Raw genomic sequence first — 25,479 nt, 5'->3', positions numbered from 1 at the left:
CAACGCCACGCAGTTCTATAACTTATCCCTACCTTTTTTGCATAATCAGATAGTTTCATTCATTTAATGATCGTACATTCATAATTATATTATACTACAAATGTACATAAATGACTATAAATTCATTAAATTATTGTAGACTATTTTTTCCTAGCACTCAAGGCTTACCTGTGGGTCCTAGTTCCCGTCTATGGTTGGGCTAAGTTTATGGCTCTGATATCTCTGATTTCCCGCTTGGCTTTCGGTGAATTGGTAAATCAGCCAGAAAGTATCCCATCTGGTCAACGCTTTGTTAATTCTCGGTTGTGGGAGTTTTTGGTGGCGGTGCTGTTATTATTTCTTGTGGGTGTGGGACTTGGCCTAGGTATAGTGATTATATTTGGCATCTTAGGGGTTTTCTGGGGCTTGATATTTCCAGACGAAAATTCTGCTGCTGTTCTTCTGTTGGGTCTGATTACCTTGGCGACTCTGATTGTGGTAATCTTAGCCTGTTTATGGATCATAATCAGGTTATACTTAGTAGATGCGGTCTTGGCTATTGAAGAAAATGTTGACGGGGTGTCAGCCATTAGTCGCAGTTGGCAATTAACTCAGGGTTACGGCTGGCGGTTGTTGTTGATTTACTTTGTGGGTTCTTTAATAATTACCATCCCGGCTCAGATTATGCTGCAAGTTATGACTAGTTTTTTACAATTAGTTTTCTCACCGTTCATACTAGATGAATATGGTCTATATGCTTTACTTTATTTTGTATTTTTGCTACTAGCCATCATTTTTAGTATTAGTGCTATGATTTTACCCTTTTATCAAACTCTCACATCTGTCATTTACTACGACCTGCGCAGTCGCCGGGAGGGTTTAGGTTTAAAACTACGAGACCACGAAATTTAACTGTTTGACTGGGGTTAACTCCTGGGAAAGAGTTTTCCCTTGATTTGCGATCCTCTAGGCTAGGATTTAACTATTAACAGTACTTAGAAGGCTCATGAATAAACCCAACCGGTTAGCAACAGAATCTTTATCTATATCCCATCCCCCAATAGAGCATAACCATGGACAGTCGGCTCATGCTCACGTTCATAGTCAAGAGTCACTGCGGAAAATTGTCAATCGGTTGTCACGGATAGAGGGACATGTTCGCGGTATTAAAACAATGGTGCAGCAAGATACCCCTTGTCCTGATGTTTTATTACAAATTGCGGCGGTGCGGGGCGCTTTGGATAAGGTGGCGAGAATTGTTTTGGATGAACATTTAACTGAGTGTATTGCTAGAGCGGCTCAAGAGGGGAATATGGAGGTGGAAATTCAACAGTTAAAAGCTGCTTTGGATCGGTTTTTGCCTTAGTACTAATTTTATCTCTCCTGGTAACAACAGGCGATCGCTAGTTGGGCGTGTTCCTGTAGGGTATTTTGAGCCAAAGTCTGAATGGTATATTGAGGAGTCACCGCTAGTAGTTTCTCGATTCTATTTCTGGCTGCAGCTACTGTTGATTGATCTAGACTACCTTGATTTAACGAATCGGCAAAATCTTCAGCCATCTCATAGGTACGTTCTATGGATAAGGAATTAAGATTACGGGAGACAATAAATAAATCACAGCCAGCATTAAAGGCTTGGGCTACTGTACCACTGTGGGTAAACATATCGGAAACAGCTTTCATATCCAGGTCGTCGGATACAACTACACCCTCAAAGCCCAATTCGTCCCGGAGTATGCTTTTGAGGATAGCTGGGGAAAGTGTGGCTGGTAATTTGGGGTCTATGTGGGGGAATAAGATATGAGCTGTCATGATTAGGGGAATTTGCTCGGCAATCAGGGCTTTAAATGGTATTAGCTCCCGTTTGTGCAGGTCTTCTAGGGTCAGATTGAGTATGGGTAATTCAATGTGAGAATCTTTACTAGTGTCTCCATGTCCAGGAAAGTGTTTCCCACATCCTAATATTCCCCCTTCCTTAAGTCCTCTGTAGTATTCACATACAGCTTTAGCTGTGGTTTCTGGGGTGTGACCAAAGGCACGAGGTCCGATAATGGGGTTTTGAGGATGAGAAAAAATATCTGCTACGGGAGACCAGGATAAGTTTATCCCCAGTGATTTAAGTTCTAATGCTGTGGCTATTGCTACTTTGTAGGCGTGTGATCGACACAGTAAGGCATAAGGAAATCTGGTAATTGGTAATGGTGTCCTCACCACCCTTCCTCCTTCGTGGTCTAATGTCATAAACATAGAGTCACGTTGAGCATATTCTCGGATTTGGTGGTTAAGTTGCCCGAAAGTTTCTAGCCATACTTCGTAAGGGTTACCATCCTCAAAGTTTTTAGCAAAAAAAATCACCCCAACTGGTTTCAAGTCACTCAGTATACGTTTATCATCATCACTTAATGTCGTCCCAGAAATACCAACTATTAAATGATTACCAAAGGTTTGTAGCTTTTGAGATGTGAGCATAGGAAAAAAAAGAACTATAAAATATACTAAATATTTTAATTTATCTTCGGGAAAATTACATAAACTCAGTTAGATGGTGGAAATCAGGAAAACATTCAATTGTGATGGTGTTAGCACCTTTGGATGTGAGTAAGAGCATTCCTGAGAGAAGTTTTTTGAGAACAGATCGTACAACTGCTGCCAAATGTAACGGATTGCAACTTATAATGAGAACGACAAAACCATAAAGAAATATTAAAAGGCAGTAAGTTTAAATGCGAGTCGCGATCGCGGGTGCTGGTCTAGCAGGGCTATCCTGCGCGAAATATCTCACAGACGCAGGTCACACTCCCATTATCTTGGAGCGCCGGGATGTATTGGGTGGTAAAGTGGCCGCGTGGAAAGACGCTGATGGAGACTGGTACGAAACGGGTTTGCACATCTTTTTTGGCGCATATCCCAATATGTTGCAGCTATTTAAAGAACTGGATATTGAAGATCGATTGCAGTGGAAAGAACACACAATGATCTTCAATCAGCCCGAAGCACCAGGAACATACAGCCGCTTTGACTTCCCAGATTTGCCAGCGCCCTTAAATGGTGTGGTGGCGATTCTCAGAAACAACGATATGCTCACATGGCCAGAAAAAATTAAATTTGGTCTAGGACTGATTCCAGCAATGGTTCAGGGGCAAAAATATGTTGAGGAGATGGATAAATATTCTTGGACAGAGTGGCTACGTAAACAGAAGATTCCCGAACGGGTGAATACAGAAGTTTTCATTGCCATGTGCAAGTCATTAAACTTCATTGGACCTGATGAAATCTCTGCTACGATCCTCCTCACAGCGCTGAATCGCTTCCTTCAGGAAAAGAACGGCTCTAAAATGGCATTTTTAGACGGTTCACCCACCGAAAGATTGTGTCAGCCGATAGTAGATTACATCACTCAGCGGGGTGGGGAAGTGCGGCTAAATGCTCCCCTCAAGGAAATTTTGCTCAACCCTGACGGTACAGTTAAGGGATTCTTACTCAGAGGGTTAAATGGGGCTGAGGATGAAATATTTACAGCTGACTTGTATGTGTCAGCTATGCCCGTTGACCCGTTAAAGGTAATGCTACCAAAACCTTGGCAGGAAATGGAGTTTTTCCAAAAGCTAGAAGGTTTAGAAGGGGTACCTGTAATTAATGTCCATTTGTGGTTTGATCGTAAACTGACAGAGATTGATCACTTATTATTCTCGCGATCGCCGCTCCTGAGCGTTTATGCTGATATGAGCAATGCCTGTCGTGAATATGCTAATCCAGATCGCTCAATGTTGGAATTAGTTTTAGCTCCGGCAAAAGATTGGATCACTAAATCAGATGAGGAAATTGTTACCGCCACTCTTGCTGAGTTAGAGAAACTCTTCCCTGACCATTTTGGGCAAGAAAATAACGCTAAATTATTAAAGTATCATGTGGTCAAAACACCGCGCTCAGTTTACAAAGCGACACCAGGTCGCCAACAGTACCGCCCCTCACAACAAACCCCCATCAACAACTTTTATCTCACTGGGGATTACACCATGCAGCGCTACTTAGCTAGTATGGAAGGTGCTGTACTTTCTGGTAAGCTGACAGCGCAAGCAATCTCGGAAGCCCCCCCGGTAGAAAATTCCTCAGACCTGCAAACGCCAACCCGACCGCCCGCAACGAATGCTGCAACTGCCTGATTCCCCACCGCGCATGAAAACGCTGGTCTCTGTAGACGAGTCCTACAAACTTTGTCGGCAACTTATAGCCAAGTATTCCGCGACTTTTTACCTAAGCACTTTGCTCCTGAGCGAAGAAAAACGTCCTGCTATTTGGGCGATTTACGCATGGTGTCGCCGCACAGATGAATTGGTAGATGGGCCTGGATGTGCCATGACTACGCCAGAAACCCTAGATTTATGGGAGCAGCAGCTAGAGTCAATTTTCGCTGGGGAACCAGTGGAAGATTATGATGTAGCTTTGGCTGATACTGTTCGACGCTTTCCCATCGACATTCAGCCCTTCCGGGATATGATTGCTGGTCAGCAGATGGATTTGTATCGCAGTCGCTATGAAACCTTTGAGGATTTATACCTCTACTGTTATCGCGTCGCCGGTACTGTTGGTTTAATGTCAACCTCGATTATGGGACTGGATGAAACCAGAAATTCAGCGCCGTGGAACTGTAAACAACAGCCTTATCTGCCCACTGCTGAAGAAATCGCCTTGGGAATAGCCAAGCAACTCACCAACATCCTCAGAGATGTAGGGGAGGATGCGCGACGGGGGAGAATTTATATTCCTCTAGAGGATTTGGCACGATTCAATTACACTGAGGACGATTTATTTAAAGGTGTAGTTGATGACCGCTGGCGCTCCCTAATGCGGTTTGAAATTAACAGAGCTAGAGAATTTTATACTAAAGCTGAAAGAGGTATTAGTTATCTATCCCCTGATGCTCGTTGGCCTGTATGGGCGGCTCTCATGCATTACAGTCGAATTTTAACCATCATTGAACGTAACGATTACAACGCGTTTACCAAACGTGCCTATGTACCTCAGTGGCAAAAATTACTTTCTTTACCACGGGCGTGGATGCGATCGCAGGTTCTTTAGTTAACTCCGTATTCAGAATAATTCGTAACCCGTAAGTTTTGCAACACCTGCCAGTCTCCTGACTATAAGTCAGGAGATTCTATATTTGCGTCTGATACTTCAAACAATTTTATAAATGATAGTTGACTAACTAAAAATACTCTGCTATATTTAAAATCTGTAGCCCATCTGGAGAGATGGCTGAGTGGTCGAAAGCGACAGATTGCTAATCTGTTGTACGGCAGGTAACTCCGTACCGAGGGTTCGAATCCCTCTCTCTCCGTTTTAGCGATCCGCCTAGGTTAAAAAGTAACTTGCCTTCTTAACTTAAAGCCTTTTTCAGGCTAATGAAGTACACATCAATTGCCTATTCCCTATTCCCTATTCCCTGTTCGCTGTTCGCTGTTCGCTGTTCGCTGTTCCCTGTTCCCTGAAACTAAACAACTTTGTACCTCACGAGCATGGGAAATGCTAGATTTATAACGAGAATGCCGATAACCCTTGAGAACAAAGTGGTTACTTTTTTATTAATGTTAGGTCTAGGGATGAAAGTTACCTATCTTATACATCAAGAAATATTGATATTTTGGTGAAAAGTTTTATTCCCGTGGGTAGATGCTATTATTTATCCGAGTAATTGAACCAATAATCCCCCTCTGTTTACATAGGGGAGTGTGAAGATTTGCCTAGTATAAGAAGAAGCTAGGTTGAATCTTACTTTCAGTCTCATAAATATCTCAGGGTAAAAAGTAAACTGTGCTAAAAATTCATACTGCCTTAGGCTTGAGTATAGCTACCCTAACAACAGGGTTCCTTTTAGGAGCTTGCGAAAATGCGAATAACACTAATACCACAGGGGAGAGTAGTTCCGGGCTAAAAATTGGTACTTTACTACCAAGCACTGGTGACCTAGCATCGGTTGGACAGCAAATGATAGGCTCCATTCCCTTGCTCGTAGAGACCGTTAACGCTTGCGAGGGAGTGAATGGACAACCAGTTACCCTCATAGAAGTGGACGACCAGACTGACCCCAGAGCTGGTGCGGCGGGTATGACCAAATTGGCAACTTTAGACCGGGTAGCTGGGGTAGTTGGTTCCTTTGCTAGTAGCGTTTCTACTGCTGCTGTCTCAGTTGCTGTGCCGAATCAAGTGATGCTGGTTTCTCCTGGTAGTACCAGTCCAGTTTTTACAGAAAAAGCCCAAAAAGGTGAATTTAAAGGCTTTTGGTCGCGTACAGCTCCTCCTGATACCTACCAAGCATTAGCATTAGCTGAACTAGCTAATCAAAAAGGTTTTCGGCGAGTTTCTACAGTTGTGATTAATAACGACTATGGCGTGGGGTTTGAAAAAGCATTTGTAGAGGCTTTTGAGAAATTGGGCGGAACTGTAGTTAATAAAAATAATCCTGTCCGCTACGATCCCAAAGCCCAAACTTTTGATACTGAAGCCGCAGCGGCTTTCGCTGGTAAACCGGATGCAGTCGTAGCGGTTCTCTACGCTGAAACAGGTAGTCTCCTCCTCAAAACTGCTTATCAACAAGGGTTAACTGATGGGGTGCAGATTTTACTAACTGATGGAGTAAAATCACCTACTTTCCCAAACCAAGTAGGTAAAGGTGGAGATGGGAAATATCTCTTGGCGGGAGCCCTGGGTACAGTACCCGGTTCTGATGGCCAAGCCCTAGCAGCTTTTAATCAACTGTGGCAAGAAAAAAAAGGCGGTTCACCGGGGGAATATGCTCCCCAAGCCTGGGATGCTGCGGCTTTGTTGGTACTGTCCGCCCAAGCCGCCCAGGAAAATACAGGGGTTGGTATTGCTCAGAAGATACGTGATGTTGCTAATGCACCTGGTATAGAAGTTACTAATGTATGCGAGGGGCTGAAGTTGCTTCGAGAGGGTCAAGACATTAACTACCAAGGGGCAAGTGGTAATGTGGATATTGATGCCAATGGCGATGTTGTGGGTGTCTACGATGTTTGGACTGTAGAAGCAGATGGTAAAATTAATGTGATCGATAAAGTTAGTCCTAATCCTCAATAGTCTCTCCCACGGAAACAGCAAGGACATGGGGGTAGCCCGCCACAATCATTACCGGGCTACTTCCAGATTCAGCTAATGTTCTTTGACGCTAGCCTCCAGAGTTTTCACCTGATTTTGTAATTCTACAATTCTTTGCATATGCGATCGCTCTAGAGAATAACTTAACCAAACAAAGCTACAACCAAACACAGTCACGAACCCAGCCAAAATACCAGTTAGTAATGTCACTTGGGAAAGAAGATGTTTTACTTCCTGAAGTTGATACTGAGGTTTTGTTAGAGGATTAACATTTGTGTCGGGATTTGCCAGCACAACTTGTGTTGTCGGTATTTTTGCTGTTTGGGTGCTTTTGAAAGCAATCTTGTTTTGTATCCAGTTAGTAATTAATTGAGGACCATTATTTTGAAACCACCGCCAAGCAAAAATTCTAAATACTGGCTTGGATGTTCTGGAAATGAGTTTGAGAAGTCTATTGAGAGTCCGACAATGAAACTTATGGTTAATCAGGTTAATTGAGCCTACATCATAGAGAGAATCCATGATTAACTTGACTGTAGTCTCTTCCCTAGAAATCAAGTTTTCCAGCAACACAAGAACATCATGCATGAGTTCTTCTTCTTTTTCATTTTCCTTTATAACATTTTTAGTCTGATTTGATGATTGCCGCTGTTTATTCATATATATATAAGGGTTATTTTTAGCTGAAAGAATTATTTGTTGTTATGCAAACTGGAATAATTACTGCAAAAATCAAGATTACATCCCTAAATACAAAGTTGCATTAAAGCCTTTTTCAGGCTCATGAAGTACACACCTATTTCCTGTTCCCTGTTCCCTCAAACTAAAAAAAATTGTACCTCACGAGCATGGGAAATGCTATATTAGGTAAAAGGCAAGAGTGAGAATCACTTTTGCCTTTTATGTTTGAGATGATTCAGTTAAAAACCGCTGAAATTGTAACCAACTCCTAATAACAAACCGATATCAGTTTGGTCAAAAAATCCGGCATTAGCGGAAGCGGTGGCGGTAAATCGACTATTGAGAGGAAAATCAAGACCAACAGATACTAATAAAGCAGTCTTAGAATTATCACCAGTTTTAAGAGCTGCACCTACTCCAACATAAGGTGCGATCGCTAAGGGCTCCTCAAAGGGACTTGGCTGCTGTAAGCTGAAGTCATAGGTAACGGGAAGCAAGATAGTGGTGTTGTTGCCAAATAGAGCAGATGGTCTTACAGATATGGTATTTGTCAATCCCACTTTACCCACAACGGCAACATTGGCATCACCTAAAGATGAGTTGCTACCTTCTAAACCAAGGTTACCAGCAATACCGACATAGTTTTTACCGGCACGGCTAGGTCTACCAAAATCTATATTTGCTTGTGCTATCTGATGATGAGAAGTAAGTTTTGATTGAGAAATCAGGGATGCTGATGAGGTTTCCACCGTCCCCTGTACAGGTGTGAATGTTTCATTAGCAACTTCTACCTTGCATGGCGTAGCCATAGATATTGCATTCACAGAAGCCTCATGTAACAGTTGAGTATCTACTGTTTCAGCAATAGCAGACACACCACTACTTAACATTGTCAGAGCAGCTACGCTGGGTAGGTAAAACAAACTTTTGCATTTGTCTAGCTTGTAGTAGACAAGGGAAATAATATTCACATTCACTCCTGACAAAATATTGCCGCTATGGACATTGTGTACGATGATTCCACCAAATTTGGCGATATTTAAACTGTAACATCATAAAATCACCATTACATCCTTAAGTAGACAGAAGTCTTGATCAACATACTGTCTACTAGGTAGTAGAGATGAAGTCATAAGAATAGTAGTATCAATAATTACAAAATACACAGAAGTCCCATATTTGACGTAACAAAGCAAAACTAGGGTGTCAAAAATAAATACTATCAGAAGGTTTTTGTAATCATGGGGCTTAATTACTACAACTGAGGATGAAATTTATAAGATGGCAATTAAAATTGATACTATTGTTCCATCCATTGCCTAGCAAAACTTTCAGGAAGTATGAAAACATGGGCGTAGTATTTATCTATCTTTAGGAGGAATTAAAGTAGTGTTGATTAATACTAAATAAATAGGTATTCCGATCACCTGACGAAATTTAACTATAAAACGCTCAATTTTTGGCAAAAATTGAGCGTTTTTTTGAATGGGTCTTCCAGCCTTGTTTTTGAGAGCATCCACCATTCTCTCAGAGGATGTTTGATATGAAATTATTAATTTTGCTTCACTAATACTGAATTATTCTCAATCTTAGCTGAGTAAGTTTTGAGTGGTTCTCTAGCCGGTCCCCTTCGCACTTGACCATTAGTGTTATATTCTGCACCATGACAACGACAGGCAAACTTATTACCTTTCCCGTCCCATGTTACTGTGCAACCTGAGTGAGTACAGGTAGGGTCAACAGCGATGAGATTTTCACTGACCGATGTACCAACTACTAAAACATTGAAAGTAGGGGATTTTTGAACTAGCAATTGGCCATCTTTATCCAAATCCGTCACAGTACCCACAGTTTGCCAATCTCTAGATACTTTTTTAGAAGCACAAGCAGCTATAGCTACAGGTAAACTACTAGCGATTGTACTTAAACCTACCCAATTGATAAAATCGCGACGTTTCATAAGTTAATAAAGTTACTTAACAACTCCCAAAACGGGTTTTATTTCAGATGGGGGAATAGTAGGAACTGACAATCCCTGAGCATAGATGTGGGGATTTGTTTGGGAGATAGTCATCAAAGATTGGCGCACCTGAGCATTCACAGCCACGGTCTTCACGTCATACATCTGCATAGCCAACTTGGGGTAAAACCCGATACCGATAATCAGCAACAGAAAACAGGCAGCAATAAATACTTCACGGGGTCTAGCATCACTATAGATCGTTTGAGTTGGCAGCAGACAGTCAGTACCAAAACAAGCTGTTCCCTCGTCCTCCTGATTCTCCAAGGCTGCATTATTAACGTCACAGGAGACTGCAGCACTAGTACCATAAAACACCTTACGCAGCAAATTAAGTAGATAAATTGGTGTGAGGATAACTCCTATGGCAGCCAGGAAAACCGTGACAATACAGAAGGCGGAACTGTAGACATCACTGCTAGTTATACCAACGAAGACAGCAAGTTCCCCCACAAAGCCGCTCATACCTGGGAGAGCTAGGGAGGCCATGGCACTGATGGTAAATAATGCAAATACTTTTGGCATTACCTGACCAATACCGCCCATATCATCCATAATCATTGTACGAGTGCGATCGTAGGTGACACCTGCCAGGAAAAACAGCACGGACGCAATTAAACCGTGGGAAATCATTTGCAACATGGCGCCGTTAATACCCAAATCAGTGAAGGACGCAATACCTAGGAGTACGAATCCCATGTGAGAAATGGACGAATAGGCCAGCCGCCGCTTCATATTAGATTGGGCGAAGGAATTCAACGCACCATAGATAATGTTAACAACCCCCAGAATTGCCAGAACTGGTGCAAAGTAAATATGTGCATCAGCCAAAATTCCCATATTCAGGCGAATTAGTCCGTATCCTCCCATCTTCAGCAGCACACCTGCCAGAATCATTGATACTGGAGATGAAGCTTCTCCATGAGCATCAGGTAACCAAGTATGCATGGGGAACACAGCCAACTTGACACCAAAGGCAATTAACAATCCTGCATATAGTAAAAGTTCTAAATTTAGTGGGTAATCTTTCAATCCCAACCGTGCTAAGTCAAAAGTGATATTACCCCCACCGTAGAGCGCCATTGCCAATGCTGCTACTAAAATAAATATAGAAGCTGCCGCCGTATATATCAAGAATTTTGTAGCAGCGTAGCGACGCTTTTGTCCACCCCAAATGGAAATCAGCAGGTATACGGGAATTAGCTCCACTTCCCACATAATGAAAAACAGCAGCAGGTCTTTGGCGACAAATACCCCAATCTGGGCTGAGTAGAGCACTAGCATTAGGAAATAGAAAAGACGAGGCCTGCGGTCAACTTGCCAAGCCGAAAAAATTGACAGTGTTGTTACCAGTCCGGCTAGAAGTACAAAGGGAACTGATAAACCATCCACAGCAACCGCCCAACTTAGGCCTAACTGAGGCATCCAGGCATAATTTTCTTCTAGTTGAAATACAGCACTGCTGGCATCATAATGCCGCCAAAAGGCGTAGCACATCAAGATTAAATCGGTAACTCCCACTCCTAGCGCATACCATCGTATCCACTTGCCGTCTTTATCGGAAAGAACAGGGATCACCAGAGCAGCAATGAATGGTAACAAGACAATCACACTCAGCCAGGGAAATTCATCTGTCATCGGATATCTAATGAATAATACTTACTTAGTTTAATTATCATCTCATATTATTAAACTTTTTAATAATATCTTAATAACTATGGGTGGCATAATAAAATTACTATCCTTACTCACAGGCAGGACTAACCCCCAAACCATAGGATGGTTTATGCAAAGATTCCCTGGAAATAGTCATTTACTAAGTATTTACACTAAGATAAGTGTGTCATCACTTGATACTAATCGATAGTGTTGAAAGTGAAATCATGGTAATGTGAAATAGGCGTTCTGCTTTAGCAGCAGCGCTTGCGCTATCGCTGATCTGGCAAGGAATCATCCTTTTAAATATAGTAGAGTTCTATAAAAATTGTTAGCTAAGAAAATTCTCAAAAGCTTAAATGCTGAATAGTCGATCGCTTCTGGGTGACTTTGACTTGAGCCTCTAGGGTGCATTAGGTATGGAATTAGCTGAAATTTCAGCCGGTAATTATCTGAATATTTATGATAAACTTTTCAAAAAAGCTTTAACCGGTTCAAAATTTTCTCACTCATAAATAAAAATGTCGTTCGGTGTCAAATTATGCGATATACACTACTATCAAAGATTACAATAAATATTTTTTTATTAATCACCATTATTAACACATATTTCTTACTGAGAATTAAACCGGCAAATCCTGCACAGAATGTTATTTTGCGTTATGGTATTCTAGAAGAATCAATATCAGTTGAAGACTTGCAAACAATTGCCGCAACAGGAATAGTACCTCAGCAATATCAAGTTTATACGAATAAATTTCCCCCTGAAGATCGGCAAAAATTTTTAGAAGTACTACGTAAGAAAGTTACCGTAAATTTTGTAAATTTAAGTAGATTATTATATACTCCGGTTGGTAGTAGTATCCTCCAAGACTTCTCTAAACTCACATTCCGCAAAGATGAGGCGGGAATGCAAGCCCTGAGAACTGCGCTGGTACATGGTTCTAAAACTTCAGAAGGACTTTCTGTTATTAGCTTTATCCAAAATTACCCCAGTCAAAACCTTGTGATTAATGTGGCGGAAGTACCTGGGGTTTTTAGTAACTTTAACCTGTCCTATCAACAAAGCAACGAGTTTATACAAGCCATTACTCCCAGACTGGCTGCAAAGCCTGCAGAATTGAATTTACCCTTTGATCCTGGGGAAGCAGGAACTGGGAAAGTACAGGTGATCAACTTACCAAGATTAAAAGATCAACAACGCCAACGTCTTGTTCCTGTTGACATTTATTGGTCAGATGCAGCCGGAACTACTAAACCTGTGATCGTTTTATCACACGGTTATTCCTCTGATCGCACAGATATGCGCTACATAGCAGAACATTTAGCATCTCATGGATATGTAGTAGCAGCGCTAGAACATATTGGTAGTAATCAAGATTACCGAATAGATCCAATGCAGGGGGGTCTTGCATTGCTGATGAAACCCCAGGAATTTTTGGAGCGCCCTAAAGATATCAGTTTTATTTTAGACCAGTTGGCACAGTGGAACCAACAAGACAAACACCAGCTACAAGGTAAGTTAACAACCAAGAACGCTATGGTGATCGGTCATTCTTTTGGGGGTGGGACAGCGATGTCTATTGCAGGGGGAGAATTACAAGTAGATTCTTTAAGAGAACGCTGTGCTCAATTCCTAGATACTAGTGTTAATTTCGGGGAGGGTTTGCAGTGTGTTGCCAAAACTCTACCACAAGATCGCTACATATTACGAGACCCCCGCATTAAACAGGCGATCGCTCTTAACCCCACAACTTCCCTCATGTTTGGTGAAACTGGGTTAGGAAATATGGAAGTTCCCACCCTAATTTTAGCATCATCAGCCGATCAAGTAACCCCAGCGTTAACCGAACAAATCATTGGTTTTAGCAAAATCCCAGCACCAAAATGGCTAATTGGAATTGTGGGAGCAACTCACGGTAGTATCAAAGATCCCATTTCTACTGCACAGAGGGAGGAGAAGGGGGGTGTTGAGGTAGTTGGTGCCCAAGCTGCTGAGATTCATAGGTATATGAAAGTCATTACTTTAGCATTTGCGGCACAAATGACTCCTCAAAGGGAGCAATATAAAATCTTCCTCACCCCAGAGTACGCCCAATATGCATCTACCCAAGGATTTCCCATTCGTTTAGTGACTGAGATTCCGGCTGATGTGATGGAAGAGTTGAAACTCCCCCGCTAGCGGCGGAGTGTACACACAAACAAGCCTTTTGGTACAATGAATATTAACTATCTAACCACTTGCAGACGTTGAGTGACGATAGTAGTCCCATTAGATCTGACAATCACTGCTGACACCCAACGATGACCAGGAATAACTGGGGCCTGTCCGATTTTAAAAAGTCCCCCAGATTTGAGTCTTTCCAAATTTACAGATGTGGGATTGAGATATTTACTAAAGTGGACTGGTTCTTCTATTGCTGTTCCCAGTAGAAACTCATCGCCGAGTGGTTCTTGGACGATGGCATCGAAATAATACTTCTGTCCTACTTTTACTTGATCTGGTAAATTGATATCAATTTGGGGAGGCTGCTCACCAGAAGTAAGTAGGCTACGTTCTGATAAGATTTTTTGCTCGACTATTTTTGTGCCCTGAATCCGTTGACGAGATGTAATGGTGGTATTGAGAGCGAAATTACTGCTGTTGGTAGATGGTGAACCCACTATATTAGTTACTGTTTCGGCAACGATGGTATTGCCTTCAACTTGCCAAGATTGCAACTTTGTACTGTATCGCAAATTTGGATAACGTTTCCAGAATGCAATCAAGGATTTTTCAAGGGATTGGTAATTTAAACCATCTGTATTGCTGAAGTTGGGACTGTAAAATTGCATGACTTCTTTGATGTTACCACGGGTAGCTGCTGCATCCATTTGTGCTAACAGATTGCTCAATTCAGAGGCTGTACCGCTGGAAATGATGGTAGATGAGCTGTTGGCTGTTTGCCATTGGCGTAGCCTGTCTTTTAAGGACATCTCACCGCCTTGGACAACAGTAGACACAGGTTGTAATGGTTGTATTGTCCTAGCTTGAGCCGGTTGCCAATTACTAGTTACATTCAATAGTATTAGTGATATAGAGAACCAAATACTATGAGGAAATTTCTGTTGGTGTTTCAGTAATAAGGCAGTAATGTTAGTCATTTGGTAAGAGTTTGCTGATTTAAGTAGAGAAGGTCAGGAAATTGTTTTATCTTTAGATATGCTAGGCGCTAAACTTTAGATTGTTCATGGCAAACGCACCGATAAAATTATTAATAGCTGCTAGTGGGACTGGTGGACACTTGTTTCCAGCGATCGCACTGGCTGAGAAATTACCAGATTATGAGATTGAATGGCTGGGTGTCTCCAATCGTTTAGAAACTCAACTTGTGCCCACACAGTATCTATTGAATACTATTGCAGTTGAGGGGTTTCAGCAAGGATTTGGATTGTCTACACTCCGGATCATAGCCGGTATGGTGGCGGGGATTTTGAAGGTCAGACGCATCCTCACAGAAGGGAATTTTCAAGGTGTTTTCACCACAGGGGGTTATATAGCGGCTCCCAGCGTCATTGCGGCGCGTTCCCTGGGGTTACCTGTAGTTTTCCATGAATCTAATGCCTTACCTGGTAAAGTCAGCCGGTTTTTTGGACCTTGGTGTAGTGCGGTGGCCTTAGGGTTTGCGGTCGCTAGTCAGTATTTACCTCGCTGCAAAAATGTTTATGTGGGTACTCCCGTGCGCTCTCAATTCCTGGAACCAGGACTAGATAAATTGCTAGATTTACCTATTCCTGATGGTGCGCCTTTAATTGTAGTCTTTGGTGGCAGTCAGGGGGCGGTGGCGGTGAATCAGTTAGTGCGCCAGTCGGCTCCGTCCTGGTTTGATGCTGGTGCTTATGTGGTACATTTAACAGGGAATCAAGATCCCCAGGCGGATAGTCTCCAGCATTCGCAATATATCTCATTACCCTTTTACGACAACATGGCGGCTTTGTTAAGACGAGCCGATTTAGCCATTAGTCGCGCTGGTGCAGGCAGTTTAACAGAATTAGCAGTATGTGGAACGCCAGCGATATTAATTCCTTACCCCTTTGCTGCCGAAGACCATCAAGCATACAATGCAGAGGTATTTACCCAAGCTGGCGCGGCTTTAAGTTTTCGGCAATCGGAGTTAACAACACAGACATTACAAACTGAAGTTTTACATTTATTGCGATCGCCCCATGAATTAGCCACAATGGCAGAAAATGCCAAAGCGGTCGCAGTTCCTGATAGTGCTGACAAGTTAGCTTCTTTAGTCCGTGAAATACTTCATATGTGATTTTGTTTTATGAATGAACACAGGTGTTCACCTAAAGAAAGATACCGCAACAGTTAAAGTTTGCCAGAATTGAAATTATAGTAGCTGTTCTGGAGGTAGCCCGATGGCCAATAGTAGTGTGAGGATTGTTTCTTTGATTCCTGGTGGAACGGAAATTTTGGACGCACTGGGCCTGACTAATCACATTGTCGGGCGATCGCATGAATGCGACTACCCTCCGGAAATCAAAAATCGCCCGGTTTGTACTCAAGCACGCTGGAATTACCATCAGCAAAGCCGTAAGATTCATGATGATATCAACGACTTGTTACAATCCGCCCTAAGTATATATGAAATCAAAACCGATGTTTTAGAGAAATTACAACCCACCCACATTATTACTCAAGACCAGTGTGATTTATGTGGAGTCACCCTTGCAGATGTGGAAAAAGCCTTTGCTAGTCTTGTCCACACCTCACCTCAAATTATTTCCTTAAAACCGCATCTTCTTGAGGATGTTTGGCAAGATATTGAGCGAGTAAGTGATATCTTTGGTGTAGACTCAGTTCATGTCTTGGAAAATTTAGAAGCTCGTGTCACGATTTGTCAGCGAAAACTCCAGGGGCTTTCCTCAACAGAGTTACCCACAGTAGCCTGTATTGAGTGGACAGATCCTTTAATAATTGCTGCGAATTGGATTCCCGAATTGGTGAACTTAGCAGGAGGTCAGTCACAATTTAGCGTCAAAGGTCAGCCTTCTAGTTCTATATCCTGGGAAGCACTGTTAAAAAGCAATCCAGACATCATCATTTTTATCCCCTGTGGCTTTGATTTAAATCGGACTCGTCAAGCCGCCCAGTTATTCATTCAACGTCCAGACTGGGAAAAACTTCACGCCGCCCAGAGTGGTAGAGTTTATCTTGCTGATGGCAATGCTTTTTTCAATCGTCCCGGGCCAAGACTTGCAGATTCTTTAGAGATTTTAGCAGAAATTTTACACCCAGAAATTTTTAATTATGGCTATAAAGGAACCGCCTGGGATACGCTCTAAACGCAGCATCCGGAAGCGGTTCATATGGGTTAAGTCCAGCCGCCAAAAACAGCTAAACCGTAATATTTCCAAGGTACTGCTACTGTTTTAAATCCAGATTCAGTGAGCATTTGCAAATGTGTCTCCAAAGTAGCGAGTTGGTCTTGGCTAGAATATCCTTGCTGAGTACTACTACCAAGCCTAGCCCGTACCTCGGTTAAAGTATTTCCCTGTTGTGCTGCCCATTTTTCTCGTGCGGCCTGATAAACTTCTGTCAGTACAGGTGATTCTGGTAATATTGGGTCTGCATTGCCAAAATAACCCCCTGGGTGAAGACTCGCAGCAATGCGTTGAAATAACTTCAGCTTCATCTGATCATGGAGATGATGAATTGCCAAAGATGAGACACAGGCATCAAATTCGCTACTTATATCGAACTTTTCGGGATGATTGGCCCATTCACCAAAGTCTGCTTGTATGCCAGTCCACCGTTCTTGATATCCAGCATTGGTGATTTTCTCCCTAGCAAATTGTAACATGCGTGGTGAGTAATCTAAGGCTGTGATTTCCGCATTGGGACAGCAGTAGAAGATTTTCAGGGTTAGTTCCCCTGTACCGCAGCCTAGTTCTAAAATCCGACGAGTTGTAGTTGGAAGACACTCGGTAATTACCTCCAACATTTCATCATAGCGGGGTAAGAGTTGGCGAATACCGTTGTCAAAATCGGCAGTGTTAGCGAATACCTCTCCTGGAAATATTTGTGACATAAGAATCTCAAACTATTATTATTATTTATATTGACCCAAAATACATTAAAACAGGATGCTCTTGATTGGAGCGGGAATCTTGCTGTGGATTTTGATAAAATGGGTAAGAACTCCTAGCTTTTATGTTGCAGCTAATAATAATTGTATTTGTTGTGATTTTCGGTTCAGCGCTTTGTTCTGCTACGGAAACAGCGTTGTTTTCTGTTTCTCCCCTGAGAGTCAGACAATTAGCACAGTCCAATCATCCGGCCACCCTTGCACTGTTGGCAATTCGGGAAAATATGAATCGACCGATTGCCACAATTGTGATCATGAACAATATTTTTAATATTGTTGGCAGTATTATTACAGGTAGTATTGCTAGTCAAGTCTTGGGAGATACTTGGTTGGGAATATTTTCGGCAATACTTACTTTGTTGATTATCATGTTTGCAGAAATTATTCCCAAGACAATTGGAGAGCGCTATTGTGAACAAATCGCTATGGTGACGGCTTTACCTGTAACTGGACTGTCTTTAGTGTTCACACCTCTGGTTTGGATTATCGAAAATGTCACTGCACCCTTTTTTAAAACCAAAAAGCGACCAACCACAAATGAGGCCGAAATCAAGTTGCTGGCGAATATTGGTCAACAAGAGGGGATTATTGAAAGCGATGAAGCAGAAATGATTCAACGGGTATTTAGATTAAATGATGTCACAGCAGCAGACTTGATGACACCCAGGATTATGTTAACTTATATCCGCGGAAATCTCACTCTTGAAGCCGCAAAAAAAGACATTATTGCTTCTCAACATACCCGTATTATTGTAGTTGATGAGTCGATTGACCAGGTAATTGGATTTGCTTTAAAGCATAATTTACTCACAGCTATGGTTGAAGGTAATAACCAGGAAAAAATTGCTAATTTAGCGAGAAAAGTTCACTTTGTTCCCGAAATAATTCGAGCTGATAAACTGATGAAGAATTTCATCGCAGCGCGGGAACATCTGGCTGTGGTGGTTGATGAATATGGAGATGTGGCTGGTGTGGTAACATTGGAAGATGTACTAGAAGTGATCACCGGTGAAATTGTCGATGAGACTGATAGAACAGTTGATTTACAAGAAATTGCCCGCAAGAAGCGGGAAAAAATGTTGCAGTCTATTAATGTTAGTCATCCCAGCTAAGTTTTATAATCTGCTCTAACACAGCCTAGTAAATACTATTCGTCAATTTGACCAAGGCGACGGATGTTTAAAATGTCGCTCATTTTCTTAATTTGAGTAAACACTTGCTCTAGTTGCAAGCGATCGCGTATATCTATTCCTAAATCAATCAAAGCGGGTTGATCAATAGAAGTTTTCACCTGTGCATGACGCACATTAATTCCCTGGTCACTCAACCGGGATAAAATATCCTTGAGGACCCCCACACGGTCAAGAGCTTCGATTTGCACATTTACCGGGTAAGTCTGGGGACGACTGATATGTTCAACAGCACAGTTCCAACTGACGGGTACTAAGCGCTCAAACTCCACACTTTCGAGATTACTACACCCCTGACGATGGATAGAAATTCCTCTACCCCGTGTGACCACACCAATAATTGCTTCACCGGGAAGGGGAGTACAACAACCAGCTAGATGATATACCAATCCCTCTACGCCAATAATGGGTGAATCACAAGGACGGGTATTCAGGGGAGGGGTATCGCGGACAATTTTTGATGTTGTTGGTATTTCTTTACCGGGAAATAAAGAAACAACGTTAGCAGGTTGTTGTTCTTTAGCTACTTCTCGCCAGCGATTGAGAACTAAGTTGAGGGTAGTTTCACCGTAACCCAGACCTGCTAGTAAATCTTCGACGCTGTGATAATTACACTTTTCGGCCACAGTTTGCATGGCTTGTGATTTGAGCAAGTTATCAAAACCTGTTTTACCTAGTTCCTTTTCCAATAATTCCCGTCCCCGATCCAGATTTTCATCGCGGCGCGATCGCTTGTACCATTGTTTAATGCGATACTTCGCTGCCGAAGTTCTCGCAAAATTCAACCAATCCAAACTAGGATGGCTGTTCTTCTGGGTAATAATTTCTACAATAGCGCCATTTTGCAAAGGAGTTGACAAAGGTACCATGCGGCCATTTACCCTGGCTCCGGCACAGTGGTTACCGACTTCGGTATGAATATGATAAGCAAAATCTATACAGGTTGCACCAGGACTTAAAGGTATAACATCCCCCTTAGGGGTGAAGACATAGACATCATCTCCAAATAAATTATCTTTGACGCTATCAAGATATTCTTGAGCGTCATTGAGATCACTTTGCCATTCCAGCAGATGTCTTAACCAAGTAAACTTTTCATCAGCGCTGGTGAGTTGGCTAGTAGAACCACCTGTTTCCTTGTACTTCCAATGGGCAGCAATCCCATATTCAGCCACATGATGCATTTCCACAGTGCGAATTTGGATTTCCAAAGGGCGGCCAGTCAGCCCAATCACTCCAGTATGCAACGACTGGTAATGGTTAGGCTTGGGCAAGCCGATGTAATCTTTAAATCGAGAGGGAATAGGGCGAAAAGTATCATGAACCACTGCCAAAGCCCGGTAACATTCCTCATTAGTCTGGACAATAATCCGCAGGGCGGCCAAATCATAAATTTCATGAAATTCTTTTTGCTGCCTTTGCATTTTTTGATAAATGCTATAAAGGTGCTTAGGACGACCACTGATATCCTGACATTTAATACCCGCTTGCTGCAAACGCTCCCGCAGTATCTCTGTAGCTTTAGCCAATTTTTCTTCCCGCGCCGTCCGTTTTTCGGAAACATGATCCTGCATTTGCCGAAAGGCTTCCGGTTCCAGGTATTTAAAGGACAAATCTTCAAGTTCCCACTTGATGTGCCACATCCCCAGGCGATTTGCTAAGGGGGCAAAAATATCTCTGGTTTCCTGGGCGGTGCGCAGACGACTAGACTCTGACATATATTGTAAAGTTCGCATATTATGCAAACGGTCTGCCAGTTTCACCACAATTACCCGAATATCCTTAGCCATAGCTACAAACATCCGCCGGAAGTTTTCCGCTTGGCTTTCGGTTTTGCTGTTGAAATTTATTTTAGAAAGCTTGGTGACACCTTCTACTAATTGGCGTACTTCTGCTCCAAAGTGTTTTTCTATGTCTTCACTTGTGACATCTGTATCCTCCACTACATCATGAAGAAATCCAGCTGCTATCATGGCAGCACTGCCACCTAAATCTCGCAGTAATCCGGCTACGGCTACGGGGTGACTAATATATAGTTCTCCCGATTTGCGGTATTGACCCTCATGCAGTTGATAGGCAAATTCAAAGGCCTTACCAATTAAAACTTCATCACTATACTTTTGCTGTTCTTCTGGATCACCCCTATATGCTGATGACTCTCGTAAACATTTGTGAAGCCATTCCGGAAGGGCGAGTGTAGTTGTGGAATTTACAAGTGTGCTGCTCATACAATTAGGGATTAAACGTAATCAGTAGATAAGTGAGAGATGAAGATTATGGGTAGCAGGAAGGGTGGAAAATCCTATCTGCTACAGTTAAGAAGAAAAATGAGGATAATTTTCTAGTTGCCTGTGGTAATTATCCATACAGCAATGATAAATCTATATTATGGCAAAACCTCAAAGCTGGAGTTGAGGCACTGCGGTTTGTCATCAGAAGTTGAGAAAGTTTATTTTAAAAGATAATTTATTGAAACTAATACTATCTTAACTAGCACTGAATGTCTCTAAATCTTGAGAAATATCACAGACTCGCAACTTTACTCGAGCAAATACGCTCTGATACCTGTGTCACCCCAGTCAATCCACCTGAACTGCGAAAGGGTGTGGCTTTGTTGCAGCAGGTGTTTCGCCTGGAGATTGTACCTTTACCTGATGCGGGTTACCGGGTACAGTCATATCAGACTGAGATCAGTAAGCAGTTGCGCTTGTTGGAAATTGATATCATGTTCCTCCAAGGAGCACGGCAAGCATCCACGACTAATGAGAGGCTCAAGTTGATTCGCGATCGCTTGCAGACTCTCATCCAATACTGTGAGGCTATTGTGCAACCACCACCAGAGGCGCAAACATAACAATTCTTTACCTTTTGCTCTACTCCTGACATGATCTCATATTTGTGGGACAATTGACAGTTATTTTTGTAACTATTTCCCCAAACAGGAATTTCAGAGGTCAAAGGTATAGCGGTGAGTGTCAAAAACATCTTCCTAACAGAAATTACATGAGTGAAGCTTTATTGACCATTGAAAATCTCCGTGTGGCTTATCCTCAAAGTAATGAGGAGGTAGTAAATTGGGCGGTTGATGATGTATCTTTCACCTTACAAGCAGGGGAAAGAATGGGTTTGGTGGGTGAGTCGGGGTGTGGTAAATCGACTCTGGGAAGGGCTGCAATGGGGTTGTTACCCCCTGATAGTAACATTCAGGGGCGGGTAAGGTTTCAGGGTAAATCAGTGTTTGATTTAATGGGTGAGGAGTTGCGTAAATTTCGGGGTGAGTCTTTGGCTTTGATTTTTCAAGATCCCATGACACGCCTTGACCCATTGATGACCATTGGTGACCATTGCATGGAAACCCTACAAGCCCATTTACCAAAATTATCACCTAGGGAAGCTAAAGCACAAGCGATCGCCACTTTAGAAAAAGTGAACATTCCTGCAATCCGTTGGTATCAGTACCCTCATGAGTTTAGCGGCGGAATGCGTCAACGGGTAGCCATTGCTTTGGCTTTACTGCTCAATCCCAAGTTGATTATCGCTGATGAACCCACCACTAGTTTAGATGTCACCGTCTCGGCGCAAATCTTACAAGAATTAAGCCGTCTATGCAGTGAAGAAAATATGGCCTTGTTGCTAATTTCTCACGATTTGGCTATGGTGGGGGAGTATTGCCATCGCCTGGGTGTGATGTATCAAGGGAAGATGGTAGAAATGGGGGCGACAGAAACTGTATTGAGACAACCCCAACATGAATACACGCGATCGCTATTACAAGCAGCTTTACATATTCAAAGTATAGATGTAAAACCTATGCCCTCTGTACCAGGAAATGGGGAAGCTTCACCATCACCAATCTTGCAGATTACACAACTAAAGCAGCACTACACTATAGAACCGAATTTTATCCAAAGATTATTGAATAAACCAAGGGAAACAATTAAAGCCGTAGATGAGGTTAACTTAAAACTCTATCCCGGGGAGATTTTCGGTTTAGTTGGGGAATCAGGTTGTGGCAAAAGTACACTGTCCAGGACAATATTACAGCTGATTCGTCCCACCGCGGGGAAAGTGGAATTTTTGGGACAGGATTTAATGAGTTTATCGCCCCAGGAAATCCGGGTTTCACGGCGACAAATGCAGATGATTTTTCAAGACCCCCATGCTTGTCTTAATCCTGTAATGACAGTGGGACAAAGTATAGCTGACCCCTTATTTATCCATCAGCTAGCTGATGCACAAAAAGCAAAATCAGAAGTTTTATGGATGCTGGAAAGGGTGGGATTAACACCAGCAGAAGTTTATTATCAACGTTATCCCTCGGATTTATCCGGGGGACAACAGCAACGAGTCGCCATTGCTCGCGCTCTAATTACCCGTCCCCAACTATTAATCTGTGATGAGCCTGTGAGTATGTTAGATGCTAGTGTACAGTCCCAAGTGCTGGATTTGATGTTAGAATTAAAGGCAGAATTTGAATTAACTTATTTGTTTATTACTCATGATTTGTGGTTGGCACGGTTTTTGTGCGATCGCATTGCCGTTATGCATAATGGTAAAATTGTAGAAATGGGTAGTACAAAGGAAATATTTACCAATCCTCAACATCCCTACACTCAAACCTTACTAGCATCCGCTCCCTTGTTAGCTCGTTCTTAGAGGTTGTTTGATAAGTTTTCACCAGGTAATTTTTATCTTAGGGAACACCGGAACACACCGAACACACCCAACACACCCAACACACAAAAAACAATCAAATCCAGTCACCTTTCCCTTTATAAGGGAAAGGTGAGGGAGGGGTCAAATAATATTCGATACACTAATCATGACTTGACAAACATCCTCTAAAAGTAACCATGACCATCCGCCATGCGAATATCAATGATTTACCCGCAATAGTAGCAATTTATAATGCAGCAATTCCCAGTCGCACAGCAACGGCTGATTTAGAACCAGTTTCTGTGGAAAGTCGCCTAACTTGGTTTCGAGGGCGATGTTTACAAAGACCAATTTGGGTGATAGAAGTAGAAGGGATAGTTGTAGGATGGCTAAGTTTTAAATCATTTTATGGGCGGCCAGCTTATGATTCCACAGCCGAAATTAGTATTTATCTTTACCCTGCTGTGCATAGATGTGGCTTAGGGGGGAAACTCCTAGACCAAGCAGTTAAGGAAAGTCCGAACTTAGGAATAAAAACACTTTTAGGTTTTATTTTCGCCCATAATCAGCCGAGTTTAAACCTGTTTGGTAAATTCGGGTTTAAACAATGGGGATATTTGCCGCAAGTTGCAGAACTTGACGGCATAGAAAGGGATTTAATAATTATGGGACTACGAATTTAAGTAGTTTACCTTTTCTGCAACATCCGGCGCTGGCGAGGTTTATCAGACTGGGGTTTGTGTAGTGGTAGTATATCCGCTTCACTACTTTCGCGGGCTACCCGAATCAGCAAGGCAGCACCTACTAGGCTGGAAATGATAGAATTACCACCATAGCTAAACATGGGTAGGGGTAAGCCTGTGGTGGGTAAGGCACCTGTGGCTACGCCAATATGTAGTAATGATTGTCCGACAATTACAGTTGTAATGCCAATGGCTACTAGTCGGTTGATGATATTCTTGGACTTTAATGCTACGATTAATCCTAGGGTGGCGAATAAACCTAAGAGAAGCAACAGTAAAATACTGCCAAGAAAGCCAAATTCTTCAGCAAAGATCGAGAAAATAAAATCAGTGTCCTGAATAGGTAAATAAAATAGCTTTTGCTGAGAGAGTCCAAACCCCACCCCCGATGTTTGACCAGAACCTATTGCTAGCAGACTTTGTACTAGTTGGTAGCCATCACCTGTAGCATCAGCCCAAGGGTTGAGGAATGACATCACACGGCGGCGCTGGTACTCTTTGATGCTGATACTTATCAGGGCTAATAGTACTCCACCGACTGCTGTACCGGCCAAATACTTGTAACTGACTCCCCCTGCTAAAGCAATGAGCCAAATAGTCATACCACAAAGTGCAGCTGTACTTAAGTTAGGCTGGGCTAGGATACCTAAAAGCACTAGACAAAACACAGCTAACCAACTTAAGCGTATTGACCAACTCAACTTTTCCCACTGTCCAAACAGTCGCGCACTTTGCAGCACTAAGAAGGGTTTAATTAATTCTGATGGTTGTAGGGGAATGGGCCCGATGGCTATCCACCGCGCTGCATCAAAGGCTTTTTTCCCGACTCCTGGTATTAATGTCCCGAAGATTAACAGCAGAAACAGGGCTATAAACCAATGAGAATTTCCCAACATTCTGCGGATGGGAAGATTGACAATGATGTTAAATCCCATCAGGGCAAAGAAAACCCAGGCTAATTGACGCTTAAAATAGTACAGTCCATCTCCCAGACGCATTTCAGCTACGGGATAGGAGGCTGAAAACAGCACGATTAATCCCACAAACAGCCAGATAAATGTGACCCAGCGCAGCAACCTGGCTTCTAAGGCCCAGGTGGAGACAGAATTATCAAAAATGGGAATCAGGAAACGTAGATTCACGATGAGGTAAATTAAAAGTTAGAGTTTGTGAAATTATAGACAAATCTACAAAGTCACTTTACCAGGGGTAAACCTGATTGGAGTTACTCCTAACCCCTCTATCCCGTCTGCAAAAGCGTTCAGGACTGCTTTTCTTAATATGTTGTACGCCCCATTTAA

At 42.4% G+C, this 25,479-nt stretch carries 21 protein-coding genes and 1 tRNA gene; 13 read left to right on the top strand and 9 right to left on the bottom strand.

Annotated features, from left to right (window positions below; translation table 11 throughout):
- Positions 1-207 precede the first annotated feature (207 nt).
- Together NWP22_RS14810 and NWP22_RS14805 are read left to right on the top strand one after the other, a co-directional pair.
- Positions 208-891 carry a DUF975 family protein gene (locus tag NWP22_RS14810; protein WP_271733998.1) on the top strand — a complete coding sequence of 228 codons (684 nt, stop codon included), beginning with the start codon at positions 208-210 and terminating at the stop codon, positions 889-891.
- Positions 892-985: 94 nt separating this feature from the next.
- Positions 986-1,345, top strand: a complete 360-nt coding sequence (locus NWP22_RS14805; protein WP_271733999.1) for a metal-sensitive transcriptional regulator — start codon at positions 986-988, stop codon at positions 1,343-1,345.
- A gap of 8 nt (positions 1,346-1,353) precedes the next feature.
- Here the strand turns inward: NWP22_RS14805 and nagZ are convergent, their stop codons facing one another.
- Entirely contained in the window at positions 1,354-2,448 is a 1,095-nt protein-coding gene (nagZ, locus tag NWP22_RS14800) for a beta-N-acetylhexosaminidase (protein WP_271734000.1), read from the bottom strand.
- 254 nt (positions 2,449-2,702) lie between these two features.
- Here nagZ and pds point away from each other — a divergent pair, with 254 nt between their 5' ends.
- The 4 genes from pds (at position 2,703) to NWP22_RS14780 (ending at position 7,077) form a co-directional block, all read left to right on the top strand.
- Positions 2,703-4,142, top strand: coding sequence for a 15-cis-phytoene desaturase (gene pds, locus NWP22_RS14795; protein ID WP_271734001.1), 1,440 nt, complete (start codon positions 2,703-2,705; stop codon positions 4,140-4,142).
- Positions 4,126-5,058: a 15-cis-phytoene synthase CrtB gene (crtB, locus tag NWP22_RS14790; RefSeq protein WP_271734002.1), complete on the top strand. Its 933-nt coding sequence runs from the start codon at positions 4,126-4,128 to the stop codon at positions 5,056-5,058. The genes pds and crtB overlap by 17 nt, the downstream gene beginning before the upstream one ends.
- Before the next feature lie 170 nt (positions 5,059-5,228).
- Positions 5,229-5,320: transfer RNA gene (locus tag NWP22_RS14785), tRNA-Ser, on the top strand.
- 473 nt (positions 5,321-5,793) lie between these two features.
- Complete coding sequence (locus NWP22_RS14780; protein WP_271734004.1) at positions 5,794-7,077, top strand: ABC transporter substrate-binding protein; 1,284 nt, start codon at positions 5,794-5,796, stop codon at positions 7,075-7,077.
- A 72-nt stretch (positions 7,078-7,149) separates the two neighbouring features.
- Here NWP22_RS14780 and NWP22_RS14775 read toward each other — a convergent pair whose 3' ends face one another.
- From NWP22_RS14775 to NWP22_RS14760, 4 genes are all read right to left on the bottom strand, one after another.
- On the bottom strand, positions 7,150-7,683 hold the full coding sequence (locus tag NWP22_RS14775) for a hypothetical protein (RefSeq protein WP_280802042.1): 534 nt from the start codon (positions 7,681-7,683) through the stop codon (positions 7,150-7,152).
- Between the two features lie 332 nt (positions 7,684-8,015).
- Complete coding sequence (locus tag NWP22_RS14770; protein WP_417006610.1) at positions 8,016-8,753, bottom strand: hypothetical protein; 738 nt, start codon at positions 8,751-8,753, stop codon at positions 8,016-8,018.
- Positions 8,754-9,328: 575 nt separating this feature from the next.
- Positions 9,329-9,736: a QcrA and Rieske domain-containing protein gene (locus NWP22_RS14765; protein ID WP_271734007.1), complete on the bottom strand. Its 408-nt coding sequence runs from the start codon at positions 9,734-9,736 to the stop codon at positions 9,329-9,331.
- Between the two features lie 12 nt (positions 9,737-9,748).
- Complete coding sequence (locus tag NWP22_RS14760; RefSeq protein WP_271734008.1) at positions 9,749-11,434, bottom strand: NAD(P)H-quinone oxidoreductase subunit 4; 1,686 nt, start codon at positions 11,432-11,434, stop codon at positions 9,749-9,751.
- Between the two features lie 559 nt (positions 11,435-11,993).
- Here NWP22_RS14760 and NWP22_RS14755 point away from each other — a divergent pair.
- A complete protein-coding gene (locus NWP22_RS14755; RefSeq protein ID WP_271734010.1) occupies positions 11,994-13,634 on the top strand; it encodes an alpha/beta hydrolase in 1,641 nt (546 codons plus the stop codon).
- A 47-nt stretch (positions 13,635-13,681) separates the two neighbouring features.
- Here the strand turns inward: NWP22_RS14755 and NWP22_RS14750 are convergent, their stop codons facing one another.
- Positions 13,682-14,596, bottom strand: coding sequence for a nuclear transport factor 2 family protein (locus NWP22_RS14750; RefSeq protein WP_271734011.1), 915 nt, complete (start codon positions 14,594-14,596; stop codon positions 13,682-13,684).
- A gap of 86 nt (positions 14,597-14,682) precedes the next feature.
- On the opposite strand from NWP22_RS14750, the gene murG reads away from it, so the two are divergent.
- Positions 14,683-15,756 carry an undecaprenyldiphospho-muramoylpentapeptide beta-N-acetylglucosaminyltransferase gene (murG, locus tag NWP22_RS14745; RefSeq protein ID WP_271734012.1) on the top strand — a complete coding sequence of 358 codons (1,074 nt, stop codon included), beginning with the start codon at positions 14,683-14,685 and terminating at the stop codon, positions 15,754-15,756.
- A 103-nt stretch (positions 15,757-15,859) separates the two neighbouring features.
- The gene (locus NWP22_RS14740) at positions 15,860-16,786 is read left to right on the top strand and encodes a cobalamin-binding protein (RefSeq protein ID WP_271734013.1); all 927 of its coding nucleotides are present in this window, start codon (positions 15,860-15,862) and stop codon (positions 16,784-16,786) included.
- A gap of 29 nt (positions 16,787-16,815) precedes the next feature.
- On the opposite strand, the gene NWP22_RS14735 is transcribed toward NWP22_RS14740, so the two are convergent.
- Positions 16,816-17,532 carry a class I SAM-dependent methyltransferase gene (locus tag NWP22_RS14735; protein ID WP_271734014.1) on the bottom strand — a complete coding sequence of 239 codons (717 nt, stop codon included), beginning with the start codon at positions 17,530-17,532 and terminating at the stop codon, positions 16,816-16,818.
- Positions 17,533-17,654: 122 nt separating this feature from the next.
- Here NWP22_RS14735 and NWP22_RS14730 point away from each other — a divergent pair, with 122 nt between their 5' ends.
- Positions 17,655-18,701 (top strand): hemolysin family protein, encoded by a 1,047-nt coding sequence (locus NWP22_RS14730; protein WP_271734015.1) that lies wholly within the window; start codon positions 17,655-17,657, stop codon positions 18,699-18,701.
- Between the two features lie 35 nt (positions 18,702-18,736).
- On the opposite strand, the gene NWP22_RS14725 is transcribed toward NWP22_RS14730, so the two are convergent.
- On the bottom strand, positions 18,737-21,007 hold the full coding sequence (locus tag NWP22_RS14725; RefSeq protein WP_271734016.1) for a RelA/SpoT family protein: 2,271 nt from the start codon (positions 21,005-21,007) through the stop codon (positions 18,737-18,739).
- 272 nt (positions 21,008-21,279) lie between these two features.
- Between NWP22_RS14725 and patD the strand changes: the two genes are divergently transcribed.
- The 3 genes from patD (at position 21,280) to NWP22_RS14710 (ending at position 24,118) form a co-directional block, all read left to right on the top strand.
- Positions 21,280-21,633, top strand: coding sequence for a heterocyst frequency control protein PatD (gene patD / locus NWP22_RS14720; RefSeq protein ID WP_271734017.1), 354 nt, complete (start codon positions 21,280-21,282; stop codon positions 21,631-21,633).
- Positions 21,634-21,782: 149 nt separating this feature from the next.
- Entirely contained in the window at positions 21,783-23,435 is a 1,653-nt protein-coding gene (locus NWP22_RS14715; RefSeq protein WP_271734019.1) for a dipeptide ABC transporter ATP-binding protein, read from the top strand.
- Between the two features lie 197 nt (positions 23,436-23,632).
- A complete protein-coding gene (locus tag NWP22_RS14710) occupies positions 23,633-24,118 on the top strand; it encodes a GNAT family N-acetyltransferase (protein ID WP_271734021.1) in 486 nt (161 codons plus the stop codon).
- A 5-nt stretch (positions 24,119-24,123) separates the two neighbouring features.
- Here the strand turns inward: NWP22_RS14710 and NWP22_RS14705 are convergent, their stop codons facing one another.
- Positions 24,124-25,320, bottom strand: a complete 1,197-nt coding sequence (locus NWP22_RS14705; RefSeq protein ID WP_271734022.1) for an FtsW/RodA/SpoVE family cell cycle protein — start codon at positions 25,318-25,320, stop codon at positions 24,124-24,126.
- Positions 25,321-25,479 lie beyond the last annotated feature (159 nt).

This window comes from Anabaenopsis tanganyikae CS-531 (assembly GCF_029891675.1).
Classification (GTDB): domain Bacteria; phylum Cyanobacteriota; class Cyanobacteriia; order Cyanobacteriales; family Nostocaceae; genus Anabaenopsis; species Anabaenopsis arnoldii.
Note: the sequence above shows the minus strand (reverse complement) of the source record. Positions and strands in the feature narration are given on the sequence as shown.

What these genes read in the sequence shown, in the direction of transcription:
- NWP22_RS14765 (WP_271734007.1), bottom strand. Translation starts at nt 9,736, where the DNA reads ATGAAACGTCGCGATTTTATCAATTGGGTAGGTTTAAGTACAATCGCT.
- NWP22_RS14760 (WP_271734008.1), bottom strand. Translation starts at nt 11,434, where the DNA reads ATGACAGATGAATTTCCCTGGCTGAGTGTGATTGTCTTGTTACCATTC.
- murG (WP_271734012.1), top strand. Translation starts at nt 14,683, where the DNA reads ATGGCAAACGCACCGATAAAATTATTAATAGCTGCTAGTGGGACTGGT.
- NWP22_RS14715 (WP_271734019.1), top strand. Translation starts at nt 21,783, where the DNA reads ATGAGTGAAGCTTTATTGACCATTGAAAATCTCCGTGTGGCTTATCCT.
- NWP22_RS14710 (WP_271734021.1), top strand. Translation starts at nt 23,633, where the DNA reads ATGACCATCCGCCATGCGAATATCAATGATTTACCCGCAATAGTAGCA.
- NWP22_RS14730 (WP_271734015.1), top strand. Translation starts at nt 17,655, where the DNA reads ATGTTGCAGCTAATAATAATTGTATTTGTTGTGATTTTCGGTTCAGCG.
- NWP22_RS14810 (WP_271733998.1), top strand. Translation starts at nt 208, where the DNA reads ATGGCTCTGATATCTCTGATTTCCCGCTTGGCTTTCGGTGAATTGGTA.
- NWP22_RS14750 (WP_271734011.1), bottom strand. Translation starts at nt 14,596, where the DNA reads ATGACTAACATTACTGCCTTATTACTGAAACACCAACAGAAATTTCCT.
- pds (WP_271734001.1), top strand. Translation starts at nt 2,703, where the DNA reads ATGCGAGTCGCGATCGCGGGTGCTGGTCTAGCAGGGCTATCCTGCGCG.
- NWP22_RS14775 (WP_280802042.1), bottom strand. Translation starts at nt 7,683, where the DNA reads ATGCATGATGTTCTTGTGTTGCTGGAAAACTTGATTTCTAGGGAAGAG.
- NWP22_RS14725 (WP_271734016.1), bottom strand. Translation starts at nt 21,007, where the DNA reads ATGAGCAGCACACTTGTAAATTCCACAACTACACTCGCCCTTCCGGAA.
- crtB (WP_271734002.1), top strand. Translation starts at nt 4,126, where the DNA reads ATGCTGCAACTGCCTGATTCCCCACCGCGCATGAAAACGCTGGTCTCT.
- NWP22_RS14805 (WP_271733999.1), top strand. Translation starts at nt 986, where the DNA reads ATGAATAAACCCAACCGGTTAGCAACAGAATCTTTATCTATATCCCAT.
- NWP22_RS14755 (WP_271734010.1), top strand. Translation starts at nt 11,994, where the DNA reads ATGCGATATACACTACTATCAAAGATTACAATAAATATTTTTTTATTA.
- NWP22_RS14735 (WP_271734014.1), bottom strand. Translation starts at nt 17,532, where the DNA reads ATGTCACAAATATTTCCAGGAGAGGTATTCGCTAACACTGCCGATTTT.
- NWP22_RS14740 (WP_271734013.1), top strand. Translation starts at nt 15,860, where the DNA reads ATGGCCAATAGTAGTGTGAGGATTGTTTCTTTGATTCCTGGTGGAACG.
- nagZ (WP_271734000.1), bottom strand. Translation starts at nt 2,448, where the DNA reads ATGCTCACATCTCAAAAGCTACAAACCTTTGGTAATCATTTAATAGTT.
- patD (WP_271734017.1), top strand. Translation starts at nt 21,280, where the DNA reads ATGTCTCTAAATCTTGAGAAATATCACAGACTCGCAACTTTACTCGAG.